The organism is Streptomyces sp. NPDC040410 (genome assembly GCF_055595715.1).
Genome location: NZ_JBVIVK010000019.1, coordinates 72,424 through 97,707 on the forward strand (window position 1 = coordinate 72,424; position 25,284 = coordinate 97,707).

Annotated in this window: 24 protein-coding genes and 2 pseudogenes; 17 read left to right on the forward strand and 9 right to left on the reverse strand. The window is 70.9% G+C overall.

Annotation, left to right across the window (positions count from 1 at the left end):
- Nucleotides 1–18 precede the first annotated feature (18 nt).
- The 4 genes and pseudogenes from ACZ562_RS30355 to ACZ562_RS30370 all read left to right on the forward strand — a co-directional run bounded on the left by ACZ562_RS30355 (nt 19) and on the right by ACZ562_RS30370 (nt 2,831).
- Nucleotides 19–1,455: a gamma-aminobutyraldehyde dehydrogenase gene (locus tag ACZ562_RS30355; protein ID WP_471185543.1), complete on the forward strand. Its 1,437-nt coding sequence runs from the start codon at nt 19–21 to the stop codon at nt 1,453–1,455.
- A gap of 61 nt (nt 1,456–1,516) precedes the next feature.
- A complete protein-coding gene (locus ACZ562_RS30360; protein WP_471185545.1) occupies nt 1,517–1,657 on the forward strand; it encodes a hypothetical protein in 141 nt (46 codons plus the stop codon).
- A gap of 297 nt (nt 1,658–1,954) precedes the next feature.
- Nucleotides 1,955–2,190 (forward strand): annotated as a pseudogene (locus ACZ562_RS30365) (spermidine/putrescine ABC transporter substrate-binding protein); the annotation flags it as partial.
- 119 nt (nt 2,191–2,309) lie between these two features.
- Nucleotides 2,310–2,831 (forward strand): hypothetical protein, encoded by a 522-nt coding sequence (locus ACZ562_RS30370; RefSeq protein ID WP_471185547.1) that lies wholly within the window; start codon nt 2,310–2,312, stop codon nt 2,829–2,831.
- Here ACZ562_RS30370 and ACZ562_RS30375 read toward each other — a convergent pair.
- The gene (locus ACZ562_RS30375; RefSeq protein ID WP_471185549.1) at nt 2,824–3,546 is read right to left on the reverse strand and encodes a glycerophosphodiester phosphodiesterase; all 723 of its coding nucleotides are present in this window, start codon (nt 3,544–3,546) and stop codon (nt 2,824–2,826) included. The genes ACZ562_RS30370 and ACZ562_RS30375 overlap by 8 nt on opposite strands.
- Before the next feature lie 5 nt (nt 3,547–3,551).
- The gene (locus ACZ562_RS30380; RefSeq protein ID WP_471185681.1) at nt 3,552–4,667 is read right to left on the reverse strand and encodes an adenosine deaminase; all 1,116 of its coding nucleotides are present in this window, start codon (nt 4,665–4,667) and stop codon (nt 3,552–3,554) included.
- Nucleotides 4,668–4,765: 98 nt separating this feature from the next.
- On the opposite strand from ACZ562_RS30380, the gene ACZ562_RS30385 reads away from it, so the two are divergent.
- Nucleotides 4,766–5,608, forward strand: a complete 843-nt coding sequence (locus ACZ562_RS30385) for a DUF4190 domain-containing protein (RefSeq protein WP_471185551.1) — start codon at nt 4,766–4,768, stop codon at nt 5,606–5,608.
- An 18-nt stretch (nt 5,609–5,626) separates the two neighbouring features.
- On the opposite strand, the gene ACZ562_RS30390 is transcribed toward ACZ562_RS30385, so the two are convergent.
- Complete coding sequence (locus tag ACZ562_RS30390; protein ID WP_471185554.1) at nt 5,627–6,202, reverse strand: NADAR family protein; 576 nt, start codon at nt 6,200–6,202, stop codon at nt 5,627–5,629.
- A 210-nt stretch (nt 6,203–6,412) separates the two neighbouring features.
- On the opposite strand from ACZ562_RS30390, the gene ACZ562_RS30395 reads away from it, so the two are divergent.
- The 8 genes from ACZ562_RS30395 to ACZ562_RS30430 all read left to right on the forward strand — a co-directional run bounded on the left by ACZ562_RS30395 (nt 6,413) and on the right by ACZ562_RS30430 (nt 14,434).
- Nucleotides 6,413–7,936, forward strand: a complete 1,524-nt coding sequence (locus ACZ562_RS30395) for a gamma-aminobutyraldehyde dehydrogenase (RefSeq protein WP_471185556.1) — start codon at nt 6,413–6,415, stop codon at nt 7,934–7,936.
- 105 nt (nt 7,937–8,041) lie between these two features.
- Complete coding sequence (locus tag ACZ562_RS30400; protein WP_471185558.1) at nt 8,042–9,289, forward strand: polyamine ABC transporter substrate-binding protein; 1,248 nt, start codon at nt 8,042–8,044, stop codon at nt 9,287–9,289.
- Nucleotides 9,286–10,464: an ABC transporter ATP-binding protein gene (locus ACZ562_RS30405; RefSeq protein ID WP_471185561.1), complete on the forward strand. Its 1,179-nt coding sequence runs from the start codon at nt 9,286–9,288 to the stop codon at nt 10,462–10,464. The genes ACZ562_RS30400 and ACZ562_RS30405 overlap by 4 nt, the downstream gene beginning before the upstream one ends.
- Entirely contained in the window at nt 10,464–11,393 is a 930-nt protein-coding gene (locus ACZ562_RS30410; RefSeq protein WP_471185563.1) for an ABC transporter permease, read from the forward strand. Before ACZ562_RS30405 ends, ACZ562_RS30410 begins: the two co-directional genes overlap by 1 nt.
- Nucleotides 11,394–12,194, forward strand: a complete 801-nt coding sequence (locus ACZ562_RS30415) for an ABC transporter permease (RefSeq protein WP_471185565.1) — start codon at nt 11,394–11,396, stop codon at nt 12,192–12,194.
- A 29-nt stretch (nt 12,195–12,223) separates the two neighbouring features.
- Entirely contained in the window at nt 12,224–13,642 is a 1,419-nt protein-coding gene (locus ACZ562_RS30420) for an NAD(P)/FAD-dependent oxidoreductase (RefSeq protein ID WP_471185568.1), read from the forward strand.
- Between the two features lie 112 nt (nt 13,643–13,754).
- Nucleotides 13,755–14,207, forward strand: a complete 453-nt coding sequence (locus ACZ562_RS30425; RefSeq protein ID WP_471185684.1) for a bifunctional DNA primase/polymerase — start codon at nt 13,755–13,757, stop codon at nt 14,205–14,207.
- A gap of 80 nt (nt 14,208–14,287) precedes the next feature.
- Nucleotides 14,288–14,434 carry a hypothetical protein gene (locus ACZ562_RS30430; RefSeq protein ID WP_471185570.1) on the forward strand — a complete coding sequence of 49 codons (147 nt, stop codon included), beginning with the start codon at nt 14,288–14,290 and terminating at the stop codon, nt 14,432–14,434.
- A gap of 25 nt (nt 14,435–14,459) precedes the next feature.
- Here the strand turns inward: ACZ562_RS30430 and ACZ562_RS30435 are convergent, their stop codons facing one another.
- Together ACZ562_RS30435 and gabT are read right to left on the reverse strand one after the other, a co-directional pair.
- Entirely contained in the window at nt 14,460–15,311 is an 852-nt protein-coding gene (locus ACZ562_RS30435) for a phosphatase PAP2 family protein (protein ID WP_471185572.1), read from the reverse strand.
- A gap of 122 nt (nt 15,312–15,433) precedes the next feature.
- Nucleotides 15,434–16,768, reverse strand: coding sequence for a 4-aminobutyrate--2-oxoglutarate transaminase (gene gabT, locus ACZ562_RS30440; RefSeq protein WP_471185574.1), 1,335 nt, complete (start codon nt 16,766–16,768; stop codon nt 15,434–15,436).
- Between the two features lie 239 nt (nt 16,769–17,007).
- Between gabT and ACZ562_RS30445 the strand changes: the two genes are divergently transcribed.
- The 3 genes from ACZ562_RS30445 to ACZ562_RS30455 all read left to right on the forward strand — a co-directional run bounded on the left by ACZ562_RS30445 (nt 17,008) and on the right by ACZ562_RS30455 (nt 22,717).
- Entirely contained in the window at nt 17,008–19,131 is a 2,124-nt protein-coding gene (locus ACZ562_RS30445) for an ATP-binding protein (protein WP_471185577.1), read from the forward strand.
- A gap of 126 nt (nt 19,132–19,257) precedes the next feature.
- Nucleotides 19,258–20,949: a PucR family transcriptional regulator gene (locus ACZ562_RS30450; RefSeq protein WP_471185579.1), complete on the forward strand. Its 1,692-nt coding sequence runs from the start codon at nt 19,258–19,260 to the stop codon at nt 20,947–20,949.
- Between the two features lie 322 nt (nt 20,950–21,271).
- Nucleotides 21,272–22,717: an aldehyde dehydrogenase family protein gene (locus ACZ562_RS30455; protein WP_471185581.1), complete on the forward strand. Its 1,446-nt coding sequence runs from the start codon at nt 21,272–21,274 to the stop codon at nt 22,715–22,717.
- On the opposite strand, the gene ACZ562_RS30460 is transcribed toward ACZ562_RS30455, so the two are convergent.
- From ACZ562_RS30460 to ACZ562_RS30475, 4 genes are read right to left on the reverse strand one after another with little or no spacing between them, the layout of a single operon-like run.
- The gene (locus ACZ562_RS30460) at nt 22,714–22,851 is read right to left on the reverse strand and encodes a hypothetical protein (protein ID WP_471185583.1); all 138 of its coding nucleotides are present in this window, start codon (nt 22,849–22,851) and stop codon (nt 22,714–22,716) included. The genes ACZ562_RS30455 and ACZ562_RS30460 overlap by 4 nt on opposite strands.
- Nucleotides 22,852–22,867: 16 nt before the next feature.
- A complete protein-coding gene (locus tag ACZ562_RS30465) occupies nt 22,868–23,902 on the reverse strand; it encodes a sulfotransferase (protein ID WP_471185586.1) in 1,035 nt (344 codons plus the stop codon).
- A gap of 52 nt (nt 23,903–23,954) precedes the next feature.
- Nucleotides 23,955–24,092 carry a hypothetical protein gene (locus tag ACZ562_RS30470; protein WP_471185588.1) on the reverse strand — a complete coding sequence of 46 codons (138 nt, stop codon included), beginning with the start codon at nt 24,090–24,092 and terminating at the stop codon, nt 23,955–23,957.
- 33 nt (nt 24,093–24,125) lie between these two features.
- A complete protein-coding gene (locus tag ACZ562_RS30475; protein WP_471185590.1) occupies nt 24,126–24,764 on the reverse strand; it encodes a hypothetical protein in 639 nt (212 codons plus the stop codon).
- Nucleotides 24,765–25,029: 265 nt separating this feature from the next.
- Between ACZ562_RS30475 and ACZ562_RS30480 the strand changes: the two are divergent.
- Nucleotides 25,030–25,272, forward strand: a pseudogene (locus tag ACZ562_RS30480) (IS701 family transposase); the annotation flags it as partial.
- Nucleotides 25,273–25,284 lie beyond the last annotated feature (12 nt).

Sequence of the window (25,284 nt, forward strand, 5' to 3'; positions counted from 1 at the left end):
CCTGACAGGAGGCCGGCAGTGAGCACCGAGCTGCGTCGTCTGCGCAACTACATCGAGGGCGAGTTCCGGGACGCCGCCGACGGACGGACCACCGAGGTGGTCAACCCCGTGACGGGTGAGGCGTACGCGACCGCCCCGCTGTCCGGGCCGGCGGACGTGGACGCCGCCATGGCGGCCGCCGCCGCTGCCTTCCCCGGCTGGCGTGACACCACCCCTGCCGAGCGTCAGAAGGCTCTCCTGAAGATCGCGGACGCCTTCGAGGAGCGCGCCGAGGAACTCATCGCGGCCGAGGTGGAGAACACGGGCAAGCCGATCGGGCTGACCCGCTCCGAGGAGATCCCGCCGATGGTGGACCAGATCCGCTTCTTCGCGGGCGCGGCCCGGATGCTGGAGGGGCGGAGCGCCGGCGAGTACATGGAGGGGCTGACCTCCATCGTCCGCCGCGAGCCGGTCGGTGTCTGCGCGCAGGTCGCGCCCTGGAACTACCCGATGATGATGGCCGTATGGAAGTTCGCCCCGGCGATCGCGGCCGGCAACACGGTGGTGCTGAAGCCCTCGGACACCACGCCGGCCTCCACGGTCCTGATCGCGGAGATCGTCGGCTCGATCCTCCCCAAGGGCGTCTTCAACGTCATCACCGGCGACCGTGACACGGGCCGCCTGATGGTCGAGCACCCGACCCCGGCGATGGCCTCCATCACCGGCTCGGTCCGCGCGGGCATGTCGGTCGCCGAGTCCGCGTCCAAGGATGTCAAGCGCGTCCACCTGGAACTGGGCGGCAAGGCGCCGGTCGTCGTCTTCGACGACACCGACATCGCCAAGGCCGTCGAGGACATCTCGGTGGCGGGCTTCTTCAACGCCGGCCAGGACTGTACGGCCGCCACCCGTGTCCTCGTCCAGGAGGCCATCCACGACGAGTTCGTCGCCGCGCTGGCCAAGGCCGCCGCCGACACGAAGACCGGGCAGCCGGACGACGAGGACGTCCTGTACGGGCCGCTCAACAACCCCAACCAGCTCAAGCAGGTCTCCGGCTTCATCGAGCGCCTGCCGGCCCACGCCAAGGTCGAGGCGGGCGGCCACCAGGTCGGCGACAAGGGCTACTTCTACGCGCCGACCGTCGTCTCCGGCCTCAAGCAGGGCGACGAGATCATCCAGAAGGAGGTCTTCGGCCCGGTCATCACCGTCCAGTCCTTCTCGGACGAGGAGCAGGCCGTGGAGTGGGCCAACGGCGTCGAGTACGCCCTCGCCTCCTCGGTGTGGACAAAGGACCACGGCCGCGCGATGCGGATGTCCAAGAAGCTCGACTTCGGCTGCGTGTGGATCAACACCCATATCCCGCTGGTCGCCGAGATGCCGCACGGCGGCTTCAAGAAGTCCGGCTACGGCAAGGACCTGTCGGCGTACGGCTTCGACGACTACACCCGCATCAAGCATGTGATGACGTCGCTCGACTGATCGGCTCAGGCGCGTGGCCCCGGACGGCGGTTGACCGTCCGGGGCCGTGGTGTTTCTCCGCGTGGTGGTGATCGACGAGGTGTCGAGCCCGTGCGGGCCTGCTCGACGTGACACCGATCGTGCCACTGCCGGCACCGAGCCGTGGCCGGACTCGCTGATGATCCCGAACCGGGCCCGCGACAAGGCGAACGCCGGCGCCTGATCGACCACTACTACTACTACTTACGAGCCTCTCGTCCACGCCGGGCCGTCGCCCCTCATCCGCCCCATGAGCCGTCGCTTGCCTCTCACACTCCCGGGCAAGGGCCGGATAGACCTCGGCGATGGCCGCGCAGATCCGGCGCCGCAGCAGGGCGGCCGCTCCGCCCGGCCCGGATCGCGCTCGTCTCCCGGCAGTTCGTCCAGCAGCCGGTCGTATTCGCCGTCGAGGCGATGACGCAGGTAGCCGACCTTCCAAGGATCGAGTGAGTCGCGTCCGCCCCCGGCGCCGGACGGGGCGGCCGCGGAGCCGGCCGCCTGGGTGAAGAACTCCGTCTGCCTGGTGCCGGCCTCCCAGGACGTCCTCGCGGCCTCCGAGGGCGAGGAGACGGCGGCTCCCCTGGCCGAGAACCCGCCGATCTTCCCGGACGACGGATGCGGCGGCACCTCGCCGTCGCGCGGGACGTCACGTCCAGGGAACGGCCGGAGTTCGCCGAGCGGTGGAACAAGATCGTGGCGCTGCAGCAAGCCCGTTGACGGCTTCGCCATCTCCGCAACCCGGCCCGCCCCCGCGGTGCCGGCAGGGCCGTCGGGGATCGCACGCTGACGAGGCCCCGGGTTTTGAACGTGTTCAATTCCAGGCGTACGCTGCCTTCATGAGCGACAGAGCCGCCCTTCTGAAGGGCATCCGCGCATGGCTGGCCCTCTTCGTCGTCTGTCTGGTGCTCAGCGGCGCCACCGCCTTCCCTCTGGTGCACGAACTGCGCTGGACCGAGGACCTGCTCCGGACCCTGTCCGTCCCGGAGTACCTCCCCGCGCTCATGGACTGGATCGAGCACGTCGGGCGCGGCCTCGACGCCACCGACGCCGCATACCCCTTCGTGCTCTACGGCACCGACTGGCTGGCCTTCGCACACCTCGTCATCGCCGTCGCCTTCTACGGCCCCTACCGCGACCCCGTCCGCAACATCTGGGTCGTCGAGTTCGGGATGATCGCCTGCGCCGGGATCATCCCGCTCGCGCTGATCTGCGGGCCGATCCGCGAGATCCCCTTCTGGTGGAGCGTCATCGACATGTCGTTCGGGGTGTTCGGAGTGATCCCGCTGTACGTCGTCCGCAGGAAGATCAAGCGGCTGGAGGCGCTCACCCCGAACCCCGCGCCCGCTGTGGCTACTTGACGCACAACGGGGGCCGGCCGCCGTCGCGCAGCGCGCACAGGGCGTCGATGCGGTTCGTCGTGATCGAGTCGACGCCCATGCCGAGGAGGCGGCGCATGGAGCGGCGGGTGTCGGGGGTCCAGGCGGAGAGCAGGTAGCCGTCGCGGTGGACGCGGGCTGCGAGGTCGCGGTCCACCAGGCCGAAGCGGTAGTTGAGCCACCGCGGGCGCACCGCGTCCAGCAGCGCGGGCCGCGGCGGCGCCGGCGTCGTCCAGGTCAGCGCGATCTCGGCGCCCGGGGCGGCGGCACGCACGGCGAGCATGGCCGGGGCGCCCGCGCAGTAGTACGCGCGGTCCTCGGCCCCGCACTCTCGCACGACGTCCACCACCCGCCGCACCGCCCGCGCGTCCGGCGTACCCGGAAGGTCGAGCATCACCCGGCTTTCGCCGGTCGCGGCCAGCGCCTCCGCCAGCGTCGGCACCCCGCCCTCCGTCAGCCCGCGCAGCTCGTCCGCGGACAGCGCGAGCAGCGGCCGGTCCAGTTCCCACAGCCGCTTCAGCGTCTCGTCGTGCAGCAGCACCGGCACGCCGTCCCGGGTGAGCCGTACGTCGATCTCGACCGCGTCCGCCCCCTGCCGGAGAGCGGACCGCAGCGAGTCGAGCGTGTTCTCGCGGATGCGGTAGGGGTCGCCGCGGTGGGCCACGGCGGTCACGTTCTGCTCGGGGTACATCGTCATGGCCGTCAGGGGGCGAGCCAGGCCGAGGTGTACGCGTCGATCTCGTCCTTGATTCGGGCCTTGCCGGCCTCGTCGAGGAAGGACGCCTCGACGGCGTTCTTGGCCAGGTCGGCCAGGCCCCGCTCGTCGAGGTCGAGGAGCCGGGCGGCCACCGCGTACTCGTTGTCGAGATCGGTGCCGAACATCGGCGGGTCGTCGGAGTTGACGGTCACCAGGACCCCGGCCCGCACGAACTCCTTGATCGGGTGCTCGGCGAGGGTGCGGACCGCGCGCGTGGCGATGTTGGAGGTCGGGCAGACCTCCAGCGCGATACGGTGCTCGGCGAGGTGCGCAAGCAGTTTGGGGTCCTGTGCGGAACTGGTGCCGTGCCCGATGCGCTCGGCGCGCAGGTCGGTGAGCGCGTCCCACACCGTCTCCGGCCCGGTCGTCTCGCCCGCGTGCGGCACCGACCGCAGTCCGGCGGCGATCGCCCGGTCGAAGTACGGCTTGAACTGCGGCCGCGGTACGCCGATCTCCGGTCCGCCGAGCCCGAACGAGACCAGCCCCTCGGGACGCAGCCGGTCGTCGGTTGCCAGCCGCACGGTCTCCTCGGCCGACTCCAGACCGGCCTCGCCGGGGATGTCGAAGCACCAGCGCAGCACTGTCCCGAACTCGGCCTCGGCCGCCTTGCGGGCGTCCTCGATCGCGTCCATGAAGGCACGCTCGTCGATGCCGCGCCGGGTCGAGGAGAACGGCGTGATGGTCAGCTCGGCGTACCGCACCTGCTGCCGGGCCATGTCCCGGGCCACCTCGTACGTCAGCAGCCGGACGTCCTCCGGCGTGCGGATCAGGTCGACGACGGACAGGTACACCTCGATGAAGTGGGCGAAGTCCGTGAAGGTGAAGTAGTCGACCAGGGCCTCGGGGTCGGTGGGCACCTTGGAGTCGGGGTGGCGGGCGGCCAGTTCGGAGACGATCCGAGGGGAGGCGGAGCCGACATGGTGCACGTGCAGTTCGGCCTTGGGCAGTGACCTGATGAAGGCGTGCAGGTCGCGCGGTACGCGCGCGTCGACGAGGTGGTCGGTCAAGGTTCCTCCCCGGGAACGGCGTCCCGGGCCGGCATGCGGCGGGGCGCGGGTGATCGGCTGATCGGTGACTCGGGGATCATCGTAGGCCGAGGCCGCACCGGAACGGCCCGGGCCGTAGCATGACCGGACGCACAAAAGAGGGGACCTCGCGCATGTCCGACGACGCGCAGACGCCGCCCAAGGTGACGCTGAGCAAGCCGGACCAGCCCGCCGCCGCGGCCGCGCCGGCGCCGAACGCCTGGGCGCCGCCGGTGAACGACGGCTCCGCGGGCCCCGGGGCGACCATCGCCGACACGGCTTCACTGACCCCGCCACCCCCCTCGGTGCACGACCAGCAGACGGTCACCTCACTGCCCGGCCTGGAGGGCCCGCCCCCGGCCGACGCCGCGCCGGCTCCACAGCCCTGGGCCTCCCCGTTCGCCCCGCCGGCTCCGTCGGCACCGGCGAACGGCGCGGGCGGCAATCCCTTCGCGCCGCCGGCCCCCTCCGCACCGGCGCCCGGCTCGGGCGGCAACCCGTTCGCCCCGCCGACCCCCTTCGCACCCTCCGTCGGCCCGCCCTACGCCCATGGCGAGCCGGTTCCCCCGCCGCCGATCGCCCCCGACGGCCCCGGCCAGGTCCCCTACGGCTACCCGGGTGGCTACGGCTACGGCTACCCGCCCCAGCCCGCCTACGGCGGCCACGGCGGGGGAGCCCACAGCCCGCACTCCCATGGCGCCGGGATGTACTACGGCTGGCCCGGTATGACACCCCCGCCGAGCAACGGGCTGGGCACGGCCGGACTCGTGATCGGCATCGTCTCGGCCGCCGTCTTCTGCCTGTGGCCCATCGCCATTCTCCTGGGCGTCCTGGCCCTGGTCTTCGGTGTGATCGGCCGCGGCAAGGCCGCCCGTGGCGAGGCGACGAACCCGGGGCAGGCCCTCGCGGGGATGATCTGTGGTGCGGCGGGCATCGTCCTCGGCCTGGTGATGGTCGCGTTCGTGATAGCGACCTGACGCGGCGGCGCCGCCCCGTCAGGCGGCCCCGCCTCGCAGTCTCGCCCGCGCCTCCATCAGCGCGAACCCGAGCAGATTCGGCCCGCGCCACCGCTCCGGGGCCGTCGCCGCCTCGTCGTCCGCGGCCAGACCGATGCCCCACACCCGGTCCACGGGGCTCGCCTCCACCAGCACCCGCTCACCCGTGGCGAGCAGGAACTCCCGCAGGGCGGGATCGGAGGCGAACTTCCGCACGCTGCCCTCGACCACGATGCCGAACCGCTCGCGCTCCCATATCGCCTCGTCGAAGCCCCGCACGAGCCGCCCGGCCTTCTTCGCCTCGGCGGGATGTCCCGCGGCCAGCACCCGCCGCTCAGCCTCCGCGTCTTCAAAGAGCCGCGCCTTGCCCGCCATCATCCAGTGCTCGGCGGTCGCGTAGGTGACTTCGTCGACCGCGAACGGTGACGGCCACCACTGGCTCAGACAGCTCGCGCCGACACTGCCGTCCGGCCGCGGCCGGTGCCCCCAGAAGAACAGGTATTTGACCCTCGCCCCCGCGCGGACCTCCCTGACCAGGGCATCCAGTGAATCGATCTTCCCCGTGATCCTTTCCATACACGCGAGTCTGGCAGGGACCACTGACAATCCGTCCCCCCTTTTCGCCTTCGACTCGACATCTGGTCGACAGATTCCGTCGCGTAACCAAAAGGCAACAACGGAATCCCTTGTTGGACGGCCTTTACTCTGCCAGGATCGGCACTCAAATCGAGCTGGAGCTACGCCATCCGCCTCCGGTAACGCGGGGCGACGGCGGAGGAGAGCGACATGCAGAACCCGGACCGATTTCCGGCCCAGGACCGATTCGCGGACGGCGCGCAGTACATCGCGGGGCGCTTGACCAAAGGCACCTCCGGCCGCACCCACACGGTCGTCGACCCGGCGACCGGCGAGGACGTCCTCACCTACGAGCTGGCCGGTCCCGACGACGTGGACGCGGCCGTCGCCGCAGCGCGCGAGGCCTTCCCCGGCTGGGCCGCCACCACCCCCGGCGAGCGCTCCGACGCCCTCCACCGCTTCGCCGCCGTGCTCGCCGACCGCGCCGAGGACTTCGCCCGCGCCGAGTCCCTCCAGTGCGGCAAGCCGCTTAAGCTGACCCGCGAGTTCGACGTGCCCGGCACCGTCGACAACACCGCCTTCTTCGCCGGTGCCGCCCGGCACCTGCAGGGACAGTCGGCGGGTGAGTACTCCGGCGACCACACCTCGTACGTCCGCCGCGAGCCGATCGGCGTCGTCGGTTCCATCGCGCCCTGGAACTACCCGCTCCAGATGGCCGCCTGGAAGATCCTCCCGGCGATCGCCGCGGGCAACACCGTCGTGCTCAAGCCGGCCGAGCTCACCCCGCTGACCTCGCTGCTGTTCGCCCAGGCCGCGACGGACGCCGGTATCCCGGACGGTGTGATCAACATCGTCACCGGCACCGGCAGGGAGGCCGGTGAGCACCTCGTCGGGCACCCCGACGTGGTCATGACCTCGTTCACCGGCTCGACCGCCGTCGGCAAGCGCGTTGCCGAGATCGCCACCGCCACCGTCAAACGGCTCCACCTGGAGCTGGGCGGCAAGGCGCCCTTCGTGGTCTTCGACGACGCCGACCTCGAGGCCGCCGTCAACGGCGCGGTCGCGGGCGCGCTCATCAACACCGGCCAGGACTGCACGGCCGCCACGCGCGCGTACGTGCAAAGGCCCCTCTACGAGGCGTTCGTCGAGAAGACGGCCGCCCTCATGGGAACCGTCCGGCTCGGCGACCCGTTCGCTTCCGGCACCGACCTCGGTCCGCTGATCTCCCACGTCCAGCGTGACCGCGTGGCCGGTTTCGTCGACCGGGCGCGTGCCTACGCGCGCGTGGTCACGGGTGGTGAGACGCCTCAGGGAGATCTCAAGAACGGCGCCTACTACCGGCCCACCCTGATCGCGGACGCCGCCCAGGACAGCGAGATCGTTCAGTCGGAGATCTTCGGACCGGTACTGGTCGTGCTGCCGTTCGACGGTGATGATGAAGGTATCCGTCTGGCCAACGACACCCCTTACGGGCTCGCCGCATCCGCCTGGAGCCGTGACGTCTACCGGGCGAACCGGGCCACCCGCGAGATCAAGGCGGGCTGCGTGTGGGTCAACGACCACATTCCGATCATCAGCGAAATGCCCCATGGCGGGTACAAGGCGTCCGGCTTCGGCAAGGACATGTCCGCGTACTCGTTCGAGGAATACACCCAGATCAAACACGTGATGTTGGACAACACCGCGGTGGCCGAGAAGGACTGGCACCGCACCGTCTTCGGGGACCGGCCGTAGTCGTTGCCCGGCGGCAGCCGGATATCCAATGCAGCCGGCTACGGCGGGTGGCACACGCCGCCTGACCCGCGGCCAACTCATCCCTCCCGAAAGGGCACCAAGCGCATGGAGCAGTACGAGCCCGACCGCCTGTCCCCGGCCCAGGTGGCCGCCATGCGGCGCAGCTTCCGCAACGGCAGGGCTTCCCTCACCCGTCGTTCGCTGCTGCGCGCCTCCGCGGGCGGTGCGCTCGCGGTCGGCGGACTCGGGGCGCTGAGCGCCTGCGGCATCCCCGCGGCGGGCAACACCGAGGGCGGCGTCTCCGCAGACGACCGCTCGGCGCAGGAGAAGACAGTCAACTTCTCCAACTGGACCGAGTACATGGACGTGGACGAGAGCGAGAAGCACCACCCCACGCTCGACGCCTTCACCAAGCGGACCGGAATCAAGGTCAAGTACACCGAGGACATCAACGACAACGTCGAGTTCTTCGGCAAGATCAAGCCGCAGCTCGCGGCGGGCCAGGACACCGGCCGCGACATCATCGTCCTCACCGACTGGCTCGCGGCCCGCCTGATCCGGCTGGGCTGGGTGCAGAAGCTGGACGCGTCCAACCTGCCGAACGCCTACGCCAACCTGTCCTCGCAGTTCCGCGACCCCGACTGGGACCCGGGCCGCGCCTACTCGTACGTCTGGCAGGGCATCTCGACGGTCATCGCCTACAACAAGAAGGCGCTCGACGGCGTCGAGGTGAGGTCGGTGTCCGACCTCCTCGACAACCCCAGGCTCAAGGGGCGCGTCGGCTTCCTGTCGGAGATGCGGGACAGCATCGGCATGACGCTGCTCGACATGGGCAAGGACCCGGCGAACTTCACCGCCGACGACTACGACGCGGCGATCGCCCGTCTGCAGAAGGCCGTCGACGGGGGCCAGATCCGCCGCTTCACGGGCAACGACTACACCTCCGACCTGACCAGCGGCGACTTCGCCGCCTGCATAGCCTGGGCCGGTGACGTCGTACAGCTCAAGGCGGACAGCCCGGACATCGACTTCCTGATCCCGGACAGCGGGTACATGACGTCGACCGACAACATGCTGATCCCCAACAAGGCCCGTCACAAGACGAACGCCGAACGGCTCATCGACTACTACTACGAGCCGCAGCCGGCCGCCGAGCTCGCCGCCTACATCAACTACGTGTGTCCGGTCGACGGTGTGAAGCCCGAGCTGGAGAAGATCGACAAGGATGCGGCGAACAACCCGCTGATCATCCCCGACAAGGCCATGGCCGAGAAGTCCCACGCCTTCCGCTCACTGAGCTCGAAGGACGAGACGGCCTTTGAATTGAAGTTCGCGAAGCTGACTGGGGCGTGATCACCGTGACGAACAAGACCGACCACAGCGGCGACGTCCGCCTCTCGGGCATCAGCAAGACGTACGGCTCCTTCACCGCCGTACACCCGCTGCACCTGACCGTGCCGCAGGGCTCCTTCTTCGCGCTGCTCGGCGCCTCGGGCTGCGGCAAGACCACCACCCTGCGCATGATCGCGGGCCTGGAGGAACCTTCCTCCGGCACCGTCTTCCTCGGCGACCAGGAGGTGACGAACCTGCCGCCCTACAAGCGGCCGGTGAACACCGTCTTCCAGTCGTACGCCCTCTTCCCGCACCTCGACATCTTCGAGAACGTCGCCTTCGGCCTGCGCCGGCGCGGCATCAAGTCGGTGAAGAAGCAGGTCGAGGAGATGCTCGACCTGGTGCAGCTCGGCGAGCAGACCCGCAAGAAACCCCACCAGCTCTCCGGCGGCCAGCAACAGCGTGTGGCGGTGGCCCGCGCCCTGATCAACCACCCCAAGGTGCTCCTCCTCGACGAGCCCCTCGGCGCCCTCGACCTCAAACTGCGCCGCCAGATGCAGCTGGAGCTCAAGCGCATCCAGACCGAGGTCGGCATCACCTTCGTCCACGTCACGCACGACCAGGAGGAGGCCATGACGATGGCCGACACGGTCGCCGTGATGAACGCGGGACGCGTCGAACAGCTCGGCTCCCCGGCCGACCTCTACGAGAACCCGCAGACCACGTTCGTCGCCAACTTCCTCGGCACCTCGAACCTGATCGAGGCCGAGGTCGACTCCAAGAGCAACGGCGACATCGTCCTCAAGGCGGGCGGCGGCAAGCTCGTGCTGCCCGAGGCGCGCTGTTCCGCGCCGACGACTCCCGGCGGCAAGGTGCTGGTCGGCGTCCGCCCGGAGAAGATCTCCCTCACCCACGCCGACGAGGCGGGCGAGATCCCCGAGGGCCGCAACCGGATCACCGGCAAGATCGCCGACTCCAGCTTCATCGGCGTCTCCACGCAGTACGTCATCGACAGCCCGGTCTGCCCCGAGTTCGAGGTCTATGCCCAGAACATCGACCGCGACGGCCGGCTCGTACCCGGTGCCGAGGTCGTCCTGCACTGGAACCCGGCCCACACCTTCGGTCTCGACGCGGCGCAGTCCCTGCTTGCCGGGACGACGGGCTCCGCCGGCATCGATGAAGGGGCGGCGGTCTGATGGCGACCCTCACCGAGGCGCCGCCGCCTCTCTCCCCGACGGCCCCCGAGAAGAAGCCGCCGCGCAGACGAGGCCGCCTCGTCCCGTACTGGCTGCTGCTGCCCGGCATCCTGTGGCTGCTGGTCTTCTTCGCGCTGCCGATGATCTACCAGGCCTCCACGTCCGTGCAGACGGGCTCCCTGGAGGAGGGCTACAAGGTCACCTGGCACCTCGCCACCTACTGGGACGCCCTGGCCGAGTACTGGCCGCAGTTCCTGCGCTCGGTGCTCTACGCGGGCTCGGCGACGGTCCTGTGCCTGATACTCGGCTACCCGCTGGCGTACCTGATCGCGTTCCGCGCGGGCCGCTGGCGCAACCTGATCATGATCCTGGTGATCGCGCCGTTCTTCACCAGCTTCCTGATCCGCACGCTCGCCTGGAAGACGATCCTCGCGGACGGCGGCCCGGTCGTCGGCGCCCTCAACACGCTGCACGTCCTGGACGTCACCAGCTGGCTCGGCATGACCTCCGGCGACCGCGTCCTGGCCACGCCGCTGGCCGTGATCTGCGGTCTGACGTACAACTTCCTGCCGTTCATGGTCCTGCCGCTCTACACCTCGCTGGAGCGCATCGACGGACGGCTCCACGAGGCGGCGGGCGACCTGTACGCCAAGCCGGTCACGACGTTCCGCAAGGTCACCTTCCCGCTCTCGATGCCGGGCGTTGTCTCCGGCACGCTGCTGACCTTCATCCCGGCGGCCGGTGACTACGTCAACGCGGACCTGCTCGGCTCCACCGACACGCGCATGGTCGGCAACGTCATCCAGTCGCAGTTCCTGCGGATTCTGGACTACCCGACGGCCGCGGCCCTCTCCTTCATCCTGATGGCCGCGATCCTCGTCATGGTCACGGTCTACATCCGCAAGTCCGGCACGGAGGATCTGGTTTAAATGGCCTTCGTCAACTGGCTCAAGCGCAATCTCGTCGTCATCGCGGGACTGCTGACGCTCGGATTTCTCATCCTGCCGAACGTCGTCGTGACGGTGTTCTCCTTCAACAAACCGAAGGGGCGCTTCAACTACGAATGGCAGCAGTTCTCCACGGACGCCTGGAAGGACCCGTGCGGCGTCGCCGACATGTGCGGCTCGCTGTCGGTCAGCCTGCAGATCGCCCTCTGGGCGACGGTCGGCGCCACCGTCCTCGGCACGATGATCGCCTTCGCGCTGGTCCGCTACCGCTTCCGCGCACGCGGCGCCGTGAACTCGCTGATCTTCATGCCTATGGCGATGCCCGAGGTCGTGATGGCGGCCTCGCTGCTCACCCTGTTCCTCAACCTGGGTGCTCAGCTCGGCTTCTGGACGATCCTCATCGCCCACATCATGTTCTGCCTCAGCTTCGTCGTGACCGCCGTCAAGGCGCGCGTCATGTCGATGGACCCGAGGCTGGAGCAGGCCGCCCAGGACCTGTACGCCGGCCCCTTCCAGACCTTCGTCCGCGTCACCCTGCCGATCGCGGCACCGGGAATCGCCGCGGGCGCGCTGCTCGCCTTCGCGCTCTCCTTCGACGATTTCATCATCACCAACTTCAACGCGGGTTCGACGGTCACCTTCCCCATGTTCGTCTGGGGATCGGCACAGCGCGGGACGCCCGTTCAGATCAACGTCATCGGTACGGCCATGTTCCTCGTCGCCGTGCTGCTCGTCCTGGCCTCGATGGTCGTCGGCAATCGCCGTAACCGGCAAAAGGCATAACCGCAAGAATCCTGTGGGGAGTTGACATCATGGCCCCAAGCGCCATGAACCGTTGGACGAAATCTCTTTCCGAAGCCCAGCCGGTCCCGTACTGGCTGGATGACCCGGGCAAGCCCCGTCCCGAGCCCGCCCTCACCGGCGCCGAGACCTGCGACCTGCTGGTCGTAGGCGGCGGCTACAGCGGACTGTGGACCGCGCTGAACGCCAAGGAGCGCGACCCGCAGCGGGATGTGGTTCTGCTCGAAGGCCGCGAGGCGGGCTGGGCCGCCTCGGGCCGCAACGGCGGCTTCTGCGCCGCCTCCCTCACCCACGGCCTGCCCAACGGCCTCACCCGCTGGCCCGACGAGATCCACAGGCTTGAGGAGCTGGGCGCCCGCAACCTCGACGAGATCGAGAAGGCGGTCGCCCGGCACTCCCTGGACTGCGACTTCGAGCGCACCGGCGAGATCGACGTAGCGACCGAACCCCATCAGGCCGAGGAACTGCGCGACTGGTACGCCGAGATGGAGCGCCACGGCCTCGCCGACGGCACCGAGTTCCTCGACGCCGACGCGGTCCGGGAGCAGGTCGACTCGCCGACCTTCCTGGCCGGCCTCCACGACCGCCGGGGCGTGGCCATGCTCAACCCCGCCAAACTCGCCTGGGGCCTCAAGCGCGCCTGCCTCAGCCTCGGCGTCCGGATCTACGAGCACACCCCCGCCCTCACCCTGAAGCCGTACGGTGCCGGTATGGCCGTGGGCACCCCGTACGGCCAGGTCCGCGCCCGCAGGGTGGCGCTCGGCACGAACATCTTCCCGAACCTGGTCCGGCGGGTCCGCGCCTACACGGTCCCGGTCTACGACTACGCGCTGATGACGGAGCCGCTGACCGCCGACCAGCTGGCGTCGGTCGGCTGGAAGAACCGCCAGGGCCTCGGGGACTCGGCGAACCAGTTCCACTACTTCCGGCTCTCCGCCGACAACCGCGTCCTCTGGGGCGGCTACGACGCCATCTACCCGTACGGCGGCCGGGTGCGCGCCGAGTACGACAACCGGCCGGAGACGTACGCCAAGCTCGCCGGGCACTTCTTCACCTGCTTCCCGCAGCTGGAGGGCATCCGCTTCACCCACGCATGGGGCGGCGCGATCGACACCTGCTCGCGCTTCTCGGCGTTCTTCGGCACCGCGCACCACGGCAGGGTGGCGTACGCGGCCGGCTACACGGGCCTGGGCGTGGGCGCCACCCGGTTCGGCGCCGACGTGATGCTGGACCTGCTGGCGGGGGAGCGAACGGAGCGCACCGAGCTGGAGATGGTCCGCAGGAAGCCCCTGCCCTTCCCGCCGGAGCCCTTCGCCTGGACCGGCATCGCCCTCACCAAGTGGTCGCTGGCCCGTGCCGACGCGCACGGCGGCCGGCGCAACCTGTGGCTGCGGACGATGGACAGACTGGGGCTCGGCTTCGACAGCTGAGCGTGTGCCGGTTCACTCCAACGGGTTGCCGGAACCCGCGTAATGCCCGGCAGGAGACCTCCCTCTCTCGTGACGCGACACGCGTCCACGACGGAACACGGGGGGTCTCATGATGGCTGGGGCGAAAACGGCGGTCGAGTGGCTGGTGTCCGTCGCGCCGGACCCCGAGGCCTGCCGCCGGGAGTGGGAGCGCGACCCCCGGGGAATCGCGCTGCTGCCCGCCGGCAGGGCCTGGGACGTGCTGATCCTGCCCGGCGAGCTCGGCCGTGCCACGCTCGACGTCCTCACCCGCATCCTCGGCCGACCGGGCCCGGTGCTGGTCGACCTGGGCGACGCGCGGACGGGATTCCTCGTGCCGCCGGGCACCGCGGCGCACTGGGTCGGCACCGGCATCCGTACGGCCGGGCGCGGCACCCGGATCGCCGTGCCGCACCCGGGACGCTCGTCCGGCGGGGTCCGCTGGCTGGTCCCGCCGGACGGCTCCGGCACCCTCACCGATCCGGCACTGCTCGAACTCGCCATGCACGAGGCCGCGGCGGATCTGGCGACGGATGACGGCAGGTAGCGGTCGGAGGTATTGGCGACCGGAGTACTGCGGGACCGGCAAGTGGGGCGGCCAGGACCCGCGCGCGGGAGTGTATGCAGATGGCGGTCGCCATGCCGGCCTCCACGAACGCGGGCAACGGCTACGTCGCCCCGTCCGAGGTCACCAAGACCCCGGACCGTCTGACGAAGACGACGAACTGCGGCTCGTACGCCACTCACGGCACCTGGCCCGCCCTGCGCCGCTGATGACGTGGTCGGTCAGCTGGGACCGTTACGGGGAGCCGGGAGCTCCGGCGGAGGTTCGGCGGCTGCTTCGGCTGAGGAACATCGCCAGCCCGGTCAGCAGCACCGCACACAGGCACCAACTCGCCACGACGTCGAGGGGCCAGTGGTAGCCGCGCCGGATCAGGCCGAAGCCGACGCCCGCGTTCACGGCGACGCAGGCGGCGAGGAGCGCGAGGCGGGCGGACGCGGCACGCAGCCAGGGCAGGAGGAGCAGGGTCGCGGCTCCGTAGGCCACGGCGGCGGTCGCAGTGTGACCGGAGGGGTAGAAGCGGGTGCTGCCGGGAGGGTTGACCGGGGGTCCCGGGCGGTCGGTCAGTTCCTTGAGGGGGATGACCCAGGCAGGGACGAGGGCCATGAGAACGGCCGCCGCCAGGGCCGGCAACCACCAGCGGTTCGTCCCACTGCGAAGGGCCCGCCAGGTCACGTACGCCAGCACGACCGCGAGGACCGGCACCGCGACATGGACACTGCCGAGATCGGCGAGGAGTCCGGAGGGGCGGTCCGGGTGGACCAGCGCGCGGCTGAGGCGCTCGTCCGCGCGCATGAGGGGGCCGTCGGCGACGACCTGCCAGGTGATCAGCGCGAAGAGGAGGGCCGGAAGGCCGAGAAGGAGGAAGGAGGTCGGCCGCCCCGGAACAGGGGGGGTGATTCCGGGGCGGCCGTCCTGATCGGATGGCCGGCCGCCCCGGGGGGTTTGGGGCGGGCGACTGTCCGATCGGTGAGGAGATCCGGAGCCAGAGGCTCCGTCTGTGTGCGCGAGGGCACGACCAGACCGGAGCTGGGGAGGCCCCGACCTGTTGTCGCCCGCAGTCCCCTGCGGGCGGGGTGTATCTCTCATCTGGTAAGAACCTACGGCAGGGGGTGGGGGTAAGACAGGCCGAATCGCGTCCCGCCATGCACCTCGCACACGTTCTTCACACCCTCCGACGCCAGACCCGTTCAGACGCGCGGGCCACCGGCTCAGATGCGCGTGAACGCCTGCTCGATGATGTCGAGGCCCTCGTTCAGCAGGTCCTCGCCGATCACCAGCGGCGGCAGGAAGCGCAGCACGTTGCCATAGGTGCCACAGGTCAGGACCAGCAGGCCCTCCTGGTGGCAGGCCTTCGCCAGCGCGGCGGTCGCCTCCGGGTTCGGTTCCTTGGTGGCGCGGTCCTTGACAAGCTCGATGGCGATCATCGCGCCCCGGCCCCGGACGTCGCCGATGATGTCGAACTTCTCGGCCATGGCCCCGAGGCGGGCCTTCATGATCGCCTCGATGTTCCTGGCCCTGGCGTTGAGGTCGAGTTCCTTCATGGTCTCGATCGAGCCGAGCGCGCCGGCACAGGCGACCGGGTTGCCTCCGTAGGTGCCGCCCAGGCCGCCCGCGTGCGCGGCGTCCATGATCTCGGCGCGGCCGGTGACGGCGGCGAGCGGGAGACCGCCCGCGATGCCCTTCGCGGTCGTGATCAGGTCGGGGACGATGCCCTCGTCCTCGCAGGCGAACCACTGGCCGGTACGGCAGAAGCCGGACTGGATCTCGTCCGCGACGAAGACGATGCCGTTGTCGGCGGCGAACTTGCGGATCGCCGGCAGGAAGCCCTTGGCCGGCTCGATGAAGCCGCCCTCGCCGAGCACCGGCTCGATGATGATCGCGGCCACGTTGTCCGGGCCGACCTGCTTGGTGATCTGGTCGATGGCCTGCGCGGCGGCCTCGGGGCCCGCGTTCTCCGGGCCGGTCGGCCAGCGGTAGCCGTAGGCCACCGGCACCCGGTAGACCTCGGGTGCGAACGGGCCGAAGCCGTGCTTGTACGGCATGTTCTTCGCGGTCAGCGCCATCGTGAGGTTCGTACGGCCGTGGTAGCCGTGGTCGAAGACGACGACCGCCTGGCGCTTGGTGTAGGAGCGGGCGATCTTGACCGCGTTCTCGACGGCCTCGGCGCCGGAGTTGAACAGGGCGCTCTTCTTGGCGTGGTCGCCCGGCGTCAGCTCGGCGAGCGCCTCGGCGACCTCGACGTACCCCTCGTACGGCGTGACCATGAAACAGGTGTGGGTGAAGTCGGCGAGCTGCGCCGAAGCCCGGCGTACGACGGCCTCGGCGGAGGCGCCCACGGAGGTCACCGCGATGCCGGAGCCGAAGTCGATGAGGCGGTTGCCGTCGACGTCCTCGACGATGCCGCCGCCCGCGCGCGCGGTGAACACGGGCAGCACGGAACCCACGCCCTGCGCGACCGCGGCGACGCGGCGGGCCTGCAGCTCCTGCGACTTCGGGCCGGGAATGGCGGTGACGACGCGGCGCTCCTGCGGAAGTGCGGTCATGAGGGGCTCCTGGGGGTCTTACGGACTCTTGTCTTCTTTTCTCGCAGGCTAGGACGGCAAGGGAGGGGTGGGCATGCTCCATGTGGGCGTTTTCGGCGCGCCCGGTTGTCCGCCATGGACATAGAGGAGTACGGGCCGGTCACCTCGGGCCCGGCCGCGTAAGCGGTGAACTCCCCCCGGGAGCGCGTTAGATTGACTCGCTGATGGTGGACGGAACTGCTGCTCAGGGGGCAAGGGCGATGGACAGCGACGGGTCGCGGGACACACGGGGTACGCATGCGAATCCTGTACCGCGTCCGGCGGGGCCTCCGGAGGTGCCGGCGATGCCCCCGCGGCCTGCCGCGGCACCGGCCGTGCCGCCGCCGGACGGGTCGGCGTTCCTGACCTGGCTCCGCACCCCCCGGCCGGACGCGGCGCCGGGCGTGTGGCGGCTCGGGCACACGCCCCGGCCGGCGGAGGAGCCCGAACTGATCCCGGCACGGCAGCTGCTCAGCGGGGCCGTCATCGCCTTCCTCGTGGGCTGGCTGATCTGGTCACTGCTGTGGAACGGCTACCTCGGCGGCTGGTGGATCCTGCCCCTCGAACTCTTCACGCCGGACTCCTGGCGCCACAACAACGACCGCGTCGGCAACGCCATCCTCTGGTACGGCTACTACACCCTGATCGCCCTCGGCATCATGCTCGCCGTCGGCCGCCTCGGCCGCTGGGGCGAGGTCTGGCGCCGCTACGGCCCGCCCGCCTGGCGTCAGGCCGTACCCACCGCCGAGCGGCCCCTCACCCCCGAACAGGACCCCGCCGAGTGGCCCGAGCTGCGCGCCGCCGGCGCCGCCGACGCCGCCGAGCGGCTCGCCGCCGAGGCCCGCGCAGGGCTGATGCGGGACGTCGACCACGCGCGGATCGCCCGCGCCTGGCAGGGCGTGCGCAGCGGCCGGCACAGCTTCGCCGCCTTCACCGGCGCGGTCCTCAAGGAGGGATCCGCCGCCTGTCTGCACCCCTCCCGGGAGCGCGACCTGCCGGCCCGCCTCGCCCGGCACGACCTGGTGACCGGCCAGGTGCGCCTCGGCACCACGGCCGACGACGCCCGCAACCCGTACGCCTACCGCGGCGCCGGCCTCGGCCTCGGACCCGACCTGCTCGGCACCTCCCTGCTCGCCGTCGGACCGGCCGGCTCCGGCAAGACCGGCACCGTGGTGCGGCCGCTCGCCGAGTCGCTGTGCCTGCACGCGCTCGCCGGGCGGGCCGCCGTGGTCGTGGTGGGCGCGGCGGGCGCGGGGCTCGGCCCGGCCGACGCCTACGACGTCGTCGTACGGATCGGGAACCAGGACTCCGTGTACGACCTCGACCTGTACGGCGGGACCACCGACCCGGACGAGGCGGCGGCCGTGCTCGCCGAAGCCCTCGTCGGGGACCTCGCCGAACCCCACCAGGGCGGCGACACCCGCCGGTCCACCACGGTCCTCGCCCAGCTGCTCGGGCCGTTCCGGGCGGTTCACGGGCGCTTCCCCTCCGTACCGGAGCTGCGGCAGCTGCTCGACGGCGCGCCCGGGGCGCTCGGCACTCTGCGGCAGGCGCTGGAGGGCTCCGGGCAGGAGTCGCTGCTGCGGGAACTGGACGCCCGGGAACGGCAGACGGGACAGCCGGGGGATGTGGGAGGCGTGCTCGCGGATCGTGTCGCGCTGCTCGACCGGCCGGCCTTCGCCGGGTTCTTCGACACCTCCGGACAGTCACGGCCCTTCTCGCTCAAAGCCCTCGACCATCCGGTGCGGGTGCGCGTCGACCTGCCCGAGCGCGGGCACGCCGACGCCTCGCGGATGCTGGCGCGGCTGGTGCTCGCGCAGTTCACGGCGAGCGTCGCGGTGCGGGAGGACCGGTCGTTGTTCGCCTGCCTGGTCCTCGACGACGCGACGGGCGTCGTGACGCCCGAGGCCGTACGGGGGATCCAGCGGCTGCGGTCCGGCAACGCCGGGGTCGTCCTGACCCTGCGCACCCTGGACGACGTACCGCGTCCGCTGCGCGGGCCGCTGCTCGGGGCCACCGGATGCCGGATGGCACTGTCCGGGCTCACGCCCTGGGACGGGCAGGACTTCGCCGAGGTGTGGGGCAAGGAGTGGATCGAGGCCAGGGACGTCACCGACCGGCAGATCATCGCCGAGACCCCGGCCGGCAAGGCCGTGCACATGCTGCGGCGGGTGATCACCGGAAAGGCGCCGACCGCGCGGGCGGTGACCGTGCGGCAGGTCGAGCGGGAGCGGTGGTCCGCGTCCGAGCTGGCGCACGGGGTGCCGCCGGGGCACGCGGTGCTGTCGCTGACCAACGTGAAGGGCGAGCACGCGCCGCCGCTGCTGGTGGATCTGCGCGGCTGAGCAGGATCTATGGGCATGAGGTCACCCGGTGACCGTACGGTGAGGCAGAATCGGCACAGGCCGCTCATACAACGCGGCCAAAAGATCACAAAGATCGCACAGACCTGAAGCAGACCTGAAGGCCTCATGCCCCCCACGCTCGCGTCGCTCGTCCACCACTCCGCGCTGAAGCTGACCGTGCGGGCGGGCGAGGACCGCCTGGACGCGCCTGTCCGCTGGGCGCACGCCAGCGAGCTCGCCGACCCCGTGCCGTACATGGAGGGCGGGGAACTGCTGCTGATCACCGCGCTGAAGCTGGACGCGGAGGACCCGGACGCCATGCGCCGCTATGTGAAGCGGCTGGCCGGGGCCGGGGTCGTCGGGCTGGGCTTCGCCGTCGGGGTCAATTACGACGAGATCCCGAAGGCGCTCGTCGACGCGGCGCAGCAGGAAGGGCTGCCGCTCCTCGAGGTGCCGCGCCGCACGCCCTTCCTCGCCATCAGCAAGGCGGTGTCCGCGGAGATCGCGGCCGACCAGTACCGGGCGGTCACCGCCGGGTTCGCCGCCCAGCGCGAACTGACCAGGCAGGCGCTGACGGACGGCCCCGAAGGGCTGCTCGCCGCGCTCGCCTCGCAGGTCGACGGATGGGCGGCCCTCTACGACGCGTCCGGCGCCGTGGTCGCCACGGCACCCGAGTGGGCGGGGCGGCGTGCCGCCCGGCTCACCGCAGACGTGGAGCGCCTGCGGGAGCGGCCCGCGCCCGCCTCGTCGGTGGTGGGCGGACCCGACGACCCCGACAACGCGGACCGTGTCGAGCTGCACTCCCTCGGCACGGGCAGACGGCCGAAGGCGGCGCTCGCGGTGGGTACGGCCGCGGCCCTCGGCACCGCCGAGCGGTATGCCGTCCACTCGGCCATCGCCCTGTTGACGCTGACCACGGAACGGTCCCGGTCCCTGCACGCGGCCGAGCAGCGGATCGGCGCGGCGGTGCTCCGCATGCTGCTCGCCGGGGAGCCGGACCACGCGCGTGCCGTGGCCGGGGACCTGTACGGGGGTCTGCTGGACGCACCCTTCCGGATGATCGTCGCCGAGTACGCCTCGGCGTCCGCCGCCCGGGTCCAGGCCGACGCCCACGCGGGCCTGCCGCCCGCCAAGCCCTCCGCCGCCGTGCTGGCACTGACCGAGGCCGAGGCCGGTGACGATCCGCTCGGCGCCCTCGCCGAGGTCGTGGAGTCCGCCGCCGCCCGGGCCGGGGAGGCACTGCTGGTGGTGCCCGAGGGAGAGGGAGAACGGCTCGTGGTGCTGGCCGCGGACGGTGGCGCCGCCGTCGCCGCGTGCGGGGAGTACGCGGCGGCGCTGGAGGCGGCGCGGACCTGCGGCACGGTACGCGAGCCGGCGACCCCGGGAAGCGAGGACGAACTGGTCGTGGGCCTGTCCGCGCCGGTCGGCCCGGTCGCGGCCGCCGCCGCGTACAAGCAGGCCGACCAGGCGCTGTCGGTGGCGCGGCGACGAGGGCGGGTGTTCGTCGAGCACGAGCGGCTCGCGGCCGGATCGGTGCTGCCGCTGCTCGCGGACGACGCGGTGAAGGCGTTCGCGGACGGGCTGCTGCGGGCGCTGCACGAACACGACGCGACCGGGCGCGGCGACCTGGTGGCCTCCCTGCGGGCCTGGCTGTCCCGCCACGGACAGTGGGACGCGGCCGCCGCCGACCTGGGCGTCCACCGGCACACGCTGCGCTACCGGATGCGGCGGGTGGAGGAGATCCTCGGGCGGTCACTGGACGATCCGGACGTACGGATGGAGCTGTGGCTGGCACTGAAGGCGACGACGGCGGAGTAGGTCCGAGGCGCCGGCAGGCACCGTGCGCTGGTGCGGGCCTCGCTGGGGGCTCCGCCGGCGTTTTCAGCCCGTCCGGCGTTCGAGGACGAGGCCGTTCAGGCCGAAGCGGGGCTCTGGGGGCGGAGCCCCCGGTGATGGGACAAAGGGGCGGGCGGGGGCGGCGGTGGCGAAATCCTGGGGCGCGCACCCCCACCACCCGGCCAATTCGGCGCACCCCCGCCTCCTATCACTACGACTCGGACAATCACCCCTCCGCCACCCCACCCCTACCGTGGACCCCGAAACCCGAGAACACCCCAACGCGGAAGGGCCGGATTCCCTCATGACTTCCACCCACGCCTTCTGGCTCGCTGGCCGCCAGGCCATCGGCGAGGCCACCTTCGACGTCACCTCCCCGTGGGACGGCCGCCTCGTCGGCAGGGCCGCCGTGCCGACGGACGCTCAGATCGAGGAGGCGGTCGCCGCCGCGTACGCCGTCCGCGAGGACTTCGCCGCCACCCCGGCCCACGTCCGTGCCGCCGCTCTCGACCACGTCAGCAAGCGCCTGGCCGAGCGCACCGAGGAGATCGCGCAGCTCATCTCCGCCGAGAACGGCAAGCCGGTCAAGTGGGCCCGCGGTGAGGTCGGCCGGGCCGTCTCCGTCTTCCGGTTCGCCGCCGAGGAGGCCCGCCGGTTCAACGGCGGTGAGGCCCAGCGCCTCGACACCGACCTCGGCGGTCAGGGGCGGCTCGCGCTCACCCGCCGGTTCCCGAAGGGTGTCGTCCTCGGTATCGCGCCCTTCAACTTCCCGCTCAACCTGTGCGCCCACAAGGTCGCCCCGGCGATCGCCGCCGGCGCGCCGATCATCCTGAAGCCGGCGCCCGCCACCCCGCTCTCCGGCCTGATCATCGGCGACCTGCTCGCCGAGACCGACCTGCCGGCCGGCTCCTGGAGCATCCTCCCGGTCCCCAACGACAGCATGGCCGCCCTCGTTCGGGACGAGCGCCTGCCGGTCATCTCCTTCACCGGTTCCGAGAAGGTCGGTTACGCGATCATGGACTCGGTGCCGCGCAAGCACTGCACCCTGGAGCTGGGCGGCAACGGCGCGGCCGTCGTGCTCGGCGACTACGCGAGCGACGAGGACCTCGACTGGGCCGCCACCCGCATCGCCACCTTCTCCAACTACCTGGGCGGCCAGTCCTGCATCTCCGTGCAGCGCGTGATCGCCGACGCCTCCGTGTACGACCGTCTGCTGCCGCGCGTCGTCGCCGCCGTCGAAGCCCAGGTCACCGGTGACCCCTCGGACGACACCACAGACGTCGGCCCGCTGGTCAGCGAGGACGCCGCCAAGCGCGTCGAGGCGTGGGTCGAGGAAGCAGTCGAGGCCGGGGCCCGTCTTCTCACCGGCGGCAAGCGGGACGGCGCCTCGTACGCGCCGACCGTCCTCACCGACGTACCGGCGACCGCCACGATCTCCTGCGAGGAGGTCTTCGGGCCGGTCCTCACCGTGCAGAAGGTGGACGGCGAGGCCGAGGCCTTCGCGGCCGTCAACGACTCCAAGTACGGCCTTCAGGCGGGCGTGTTCACGCACGACGTCCAGGTCGCCTTCCGCGCCCACCGCGCCCTCGAGGTCGGCGGCGTCGTCATCGGCGACGTGCCCTCCTACCGCGCCGACCAGATGCCCTACGGCGGCGTCAAGCAGTCCGGTGTGGGCCGCGAGGGCGTGAAGTTCGCGATGGACGACTACACCTATGAGCGCGTCCTCGTCCTCACCGGACTCGCCCTCTAGGTCCTGTCGTCACATTCCCGTCGTCCGGTCTGGACGTTCTTGTGTGCGCCGCGGCGGATCATCTGGTCAGGGAGGAAGCCGAACCACCGCTCGACCTGGTTGATCCAGGAGGAGCTGGTGGGGGTGAAGTTCAACCACTGGCGCAGGACACTAGGGGACCGGTCGGCCCTCCAGGACATGGGTGCCAGGGGCGCAGCTGTCTCGCAGCTCGGCGAGTTCGGCGGCGGGCAGGCTCCGGGCGGAGCCTCGTCGGCTGTGGTCGAGCAGGCCGGACGCGGCGTGCAGCCACCCTGGCAGGGGGTCCACGCCGATGAACTCCGCCAGGCGGGTCAGCTCTTCGGCAGGGTGGTCCAGGAGGTTCTCGTAAGCGAGTGTGGTGCGCCGGCCGGCGGGGAGCCGGGTGAGGAACTCCGTTCCCTCGATGACGAGTTCGGACCACAGGGTGCCGAAGGTCCGCAGGGGGATGTGACGGTCGCGTACGAGGGCGGGGTCGAAGCGTTCGTCCAGCAGGGGTGCCAGGTCCGGGGGCAGCGCGCGGACGTGGTCGGGGGTCAGGTCGGCGAAGCTGTCGATGCCGGAGCGGGTCTTGATCTCGCGGAGCAGGGAAATCGTGCGGTATCCGGGATGGCGGCTCATGGACAAGGCGCAGTCCGGGCCGTCGCGGAACATGTGCACGAACTTCGCGTCCGGGAAGGCGTCCCGAAGTCCCGGTGCCCAGCCGGTCGAGTAGCCGGAGCGCTCCACGACGGCGGTACGTCCGAACCGGGCGCAGAGCAGGCCGAACAGGGCCCGGTGGTGCTCGGCGGCGGTGCGCTCCGGCCACCGGACCACCGCCGCGCCGAGTTCGTCGAGGAGTCCGTCCGGGTCGTCGGTGAGGTGGGGCAGCACCATCAGGGAGAGAGCGGGAATGCCGGTGGTCCGCACCGAGTACCTGCCGGGGTGGCGGGTGTAGAGGAACTCCGGCAGTGGCAGCCCGCTGCGGATCATCCGCTCGAAATGCGGCGCGGGCCGGAAGAGCGTCTGCCGGAACTCCTCGCCGTCCACCTTTCCTTCCGGGAAGGCCGCGTCGCCCACCGAGGCCATGAACTCGTTCAGGCTCAGCACGTCCGGTTGGGCGTTGAGGATATGTGACAGCGCCGTCGAGCCGCTGCGCCCCGTACCGAAGACGAAGGTCAGAGAAGGCATGATCCCCTTTCGCATGGTGGACTCGTGCGACCGGTGCCGTCCTTGGAGGCGCTCACGGTGCGTGCTCTCCGGGGCGCCCGGGCCGCCGATCGGCGAGGGTCGCCCGGACGAGGTCCTCGTCACAGGAGCCGACCATGGCCCGGAAGCGGGCCTCCTCGACAATGAACGCCGATATGTGCTGTTCGGCCACTGTCTCTCCACCTCGTGATCGTGCTCTCGACGGTCACTTACCCGTCGAGGTGGTCGGTACGGGGTGCCTGAAGAGCGGTTCGCCGGCGTGCAGCCGGGTGCGGACCTGCTCATAGCCCGGGCGGCGCAACTCCGGTTGCTCCTCTTCGCAAGCCCAGTCCTCGTCGTCGTACACCTCGGGGACGAGGATCTTGTGGGCCGTCCGGAGCTGCTCGGGCGCGGGCTCGTAGGGAGCGATCTCCGCCTCGATGCTGCCTCTGCGGTAGTCGCTGAACTTGTCCTCAAGAATCAGGGCCCGGGCATGCACCGCGCCGCGCACCTCAAAGGTGAAGTCGTTGTAGTAGCCGTAGACCAGGCCCTGCGCGCGCAGGTCGCCCTGTACATAGAGCGCACCCCAGGACACGAGATCCCGCACCACCAGGTCACCGAGGACGACGAGCATGCCGAGGTGGGACATGTGGTCGTCGAGGAAGCCGTGCACCACCAGGTCGCCGTCGACGACCAGGGCGATGTCCAGATCGGTGTCCTCCGGCAGGATCAGGTCGCCGTCGTGGCGGTACCAGCCGTGGTCGTGTTCGAGGAAGTCGGCGATCTGGCCGCCGGTCCGCCGGGCGATGTCGGACGTGTCGTGCAGCCGGTCGAAGCGGGTCCGCCAGGTGGACAGGGTCAGCATGTGGTCCCTCCCTGCGCGCTGCCCCGGCCCGGCTCGGGGCACGGTCCGGCGTACACCCGCGCGAATTCGAAGGGGTACTCCACGCAGTCCTCCCTCTCTATGACGATGAGGTCTATGACGATGAGGGGAAGGCTAGTACTACAGCCGTTGGTTTCACGGTCAGTGAGCACGTGCGGCCCGGGCACGGTAGTGGCTTAGTCCGGCCCGGACTTGGTGGCGGGTGCGCCAGCGGTGCCAGTGCATCGCCAGCGAGGTCCGTGCGGTGCGGACGGGGGCGAGGGGTCCGGCCCGCGGTCTGGCCCGCGCCGCCGCCACCACCGAAAACGGCCACTGGGACGGTGTCCTGCCCGAGGTGACGCTGCCGGTCGAACGGCCCGAGGACGCCCGAGAACCCACCGGCTACCGGCTCACCAGCCCCCCGCCGGCCGAACTGGTCCGCCTGGCCAAGATCCGCTGGCGCGTCGGGCACGACTACCGGGAACTCAAGCACGGCCTCCCACGATGCCACCCTCGACCTCGA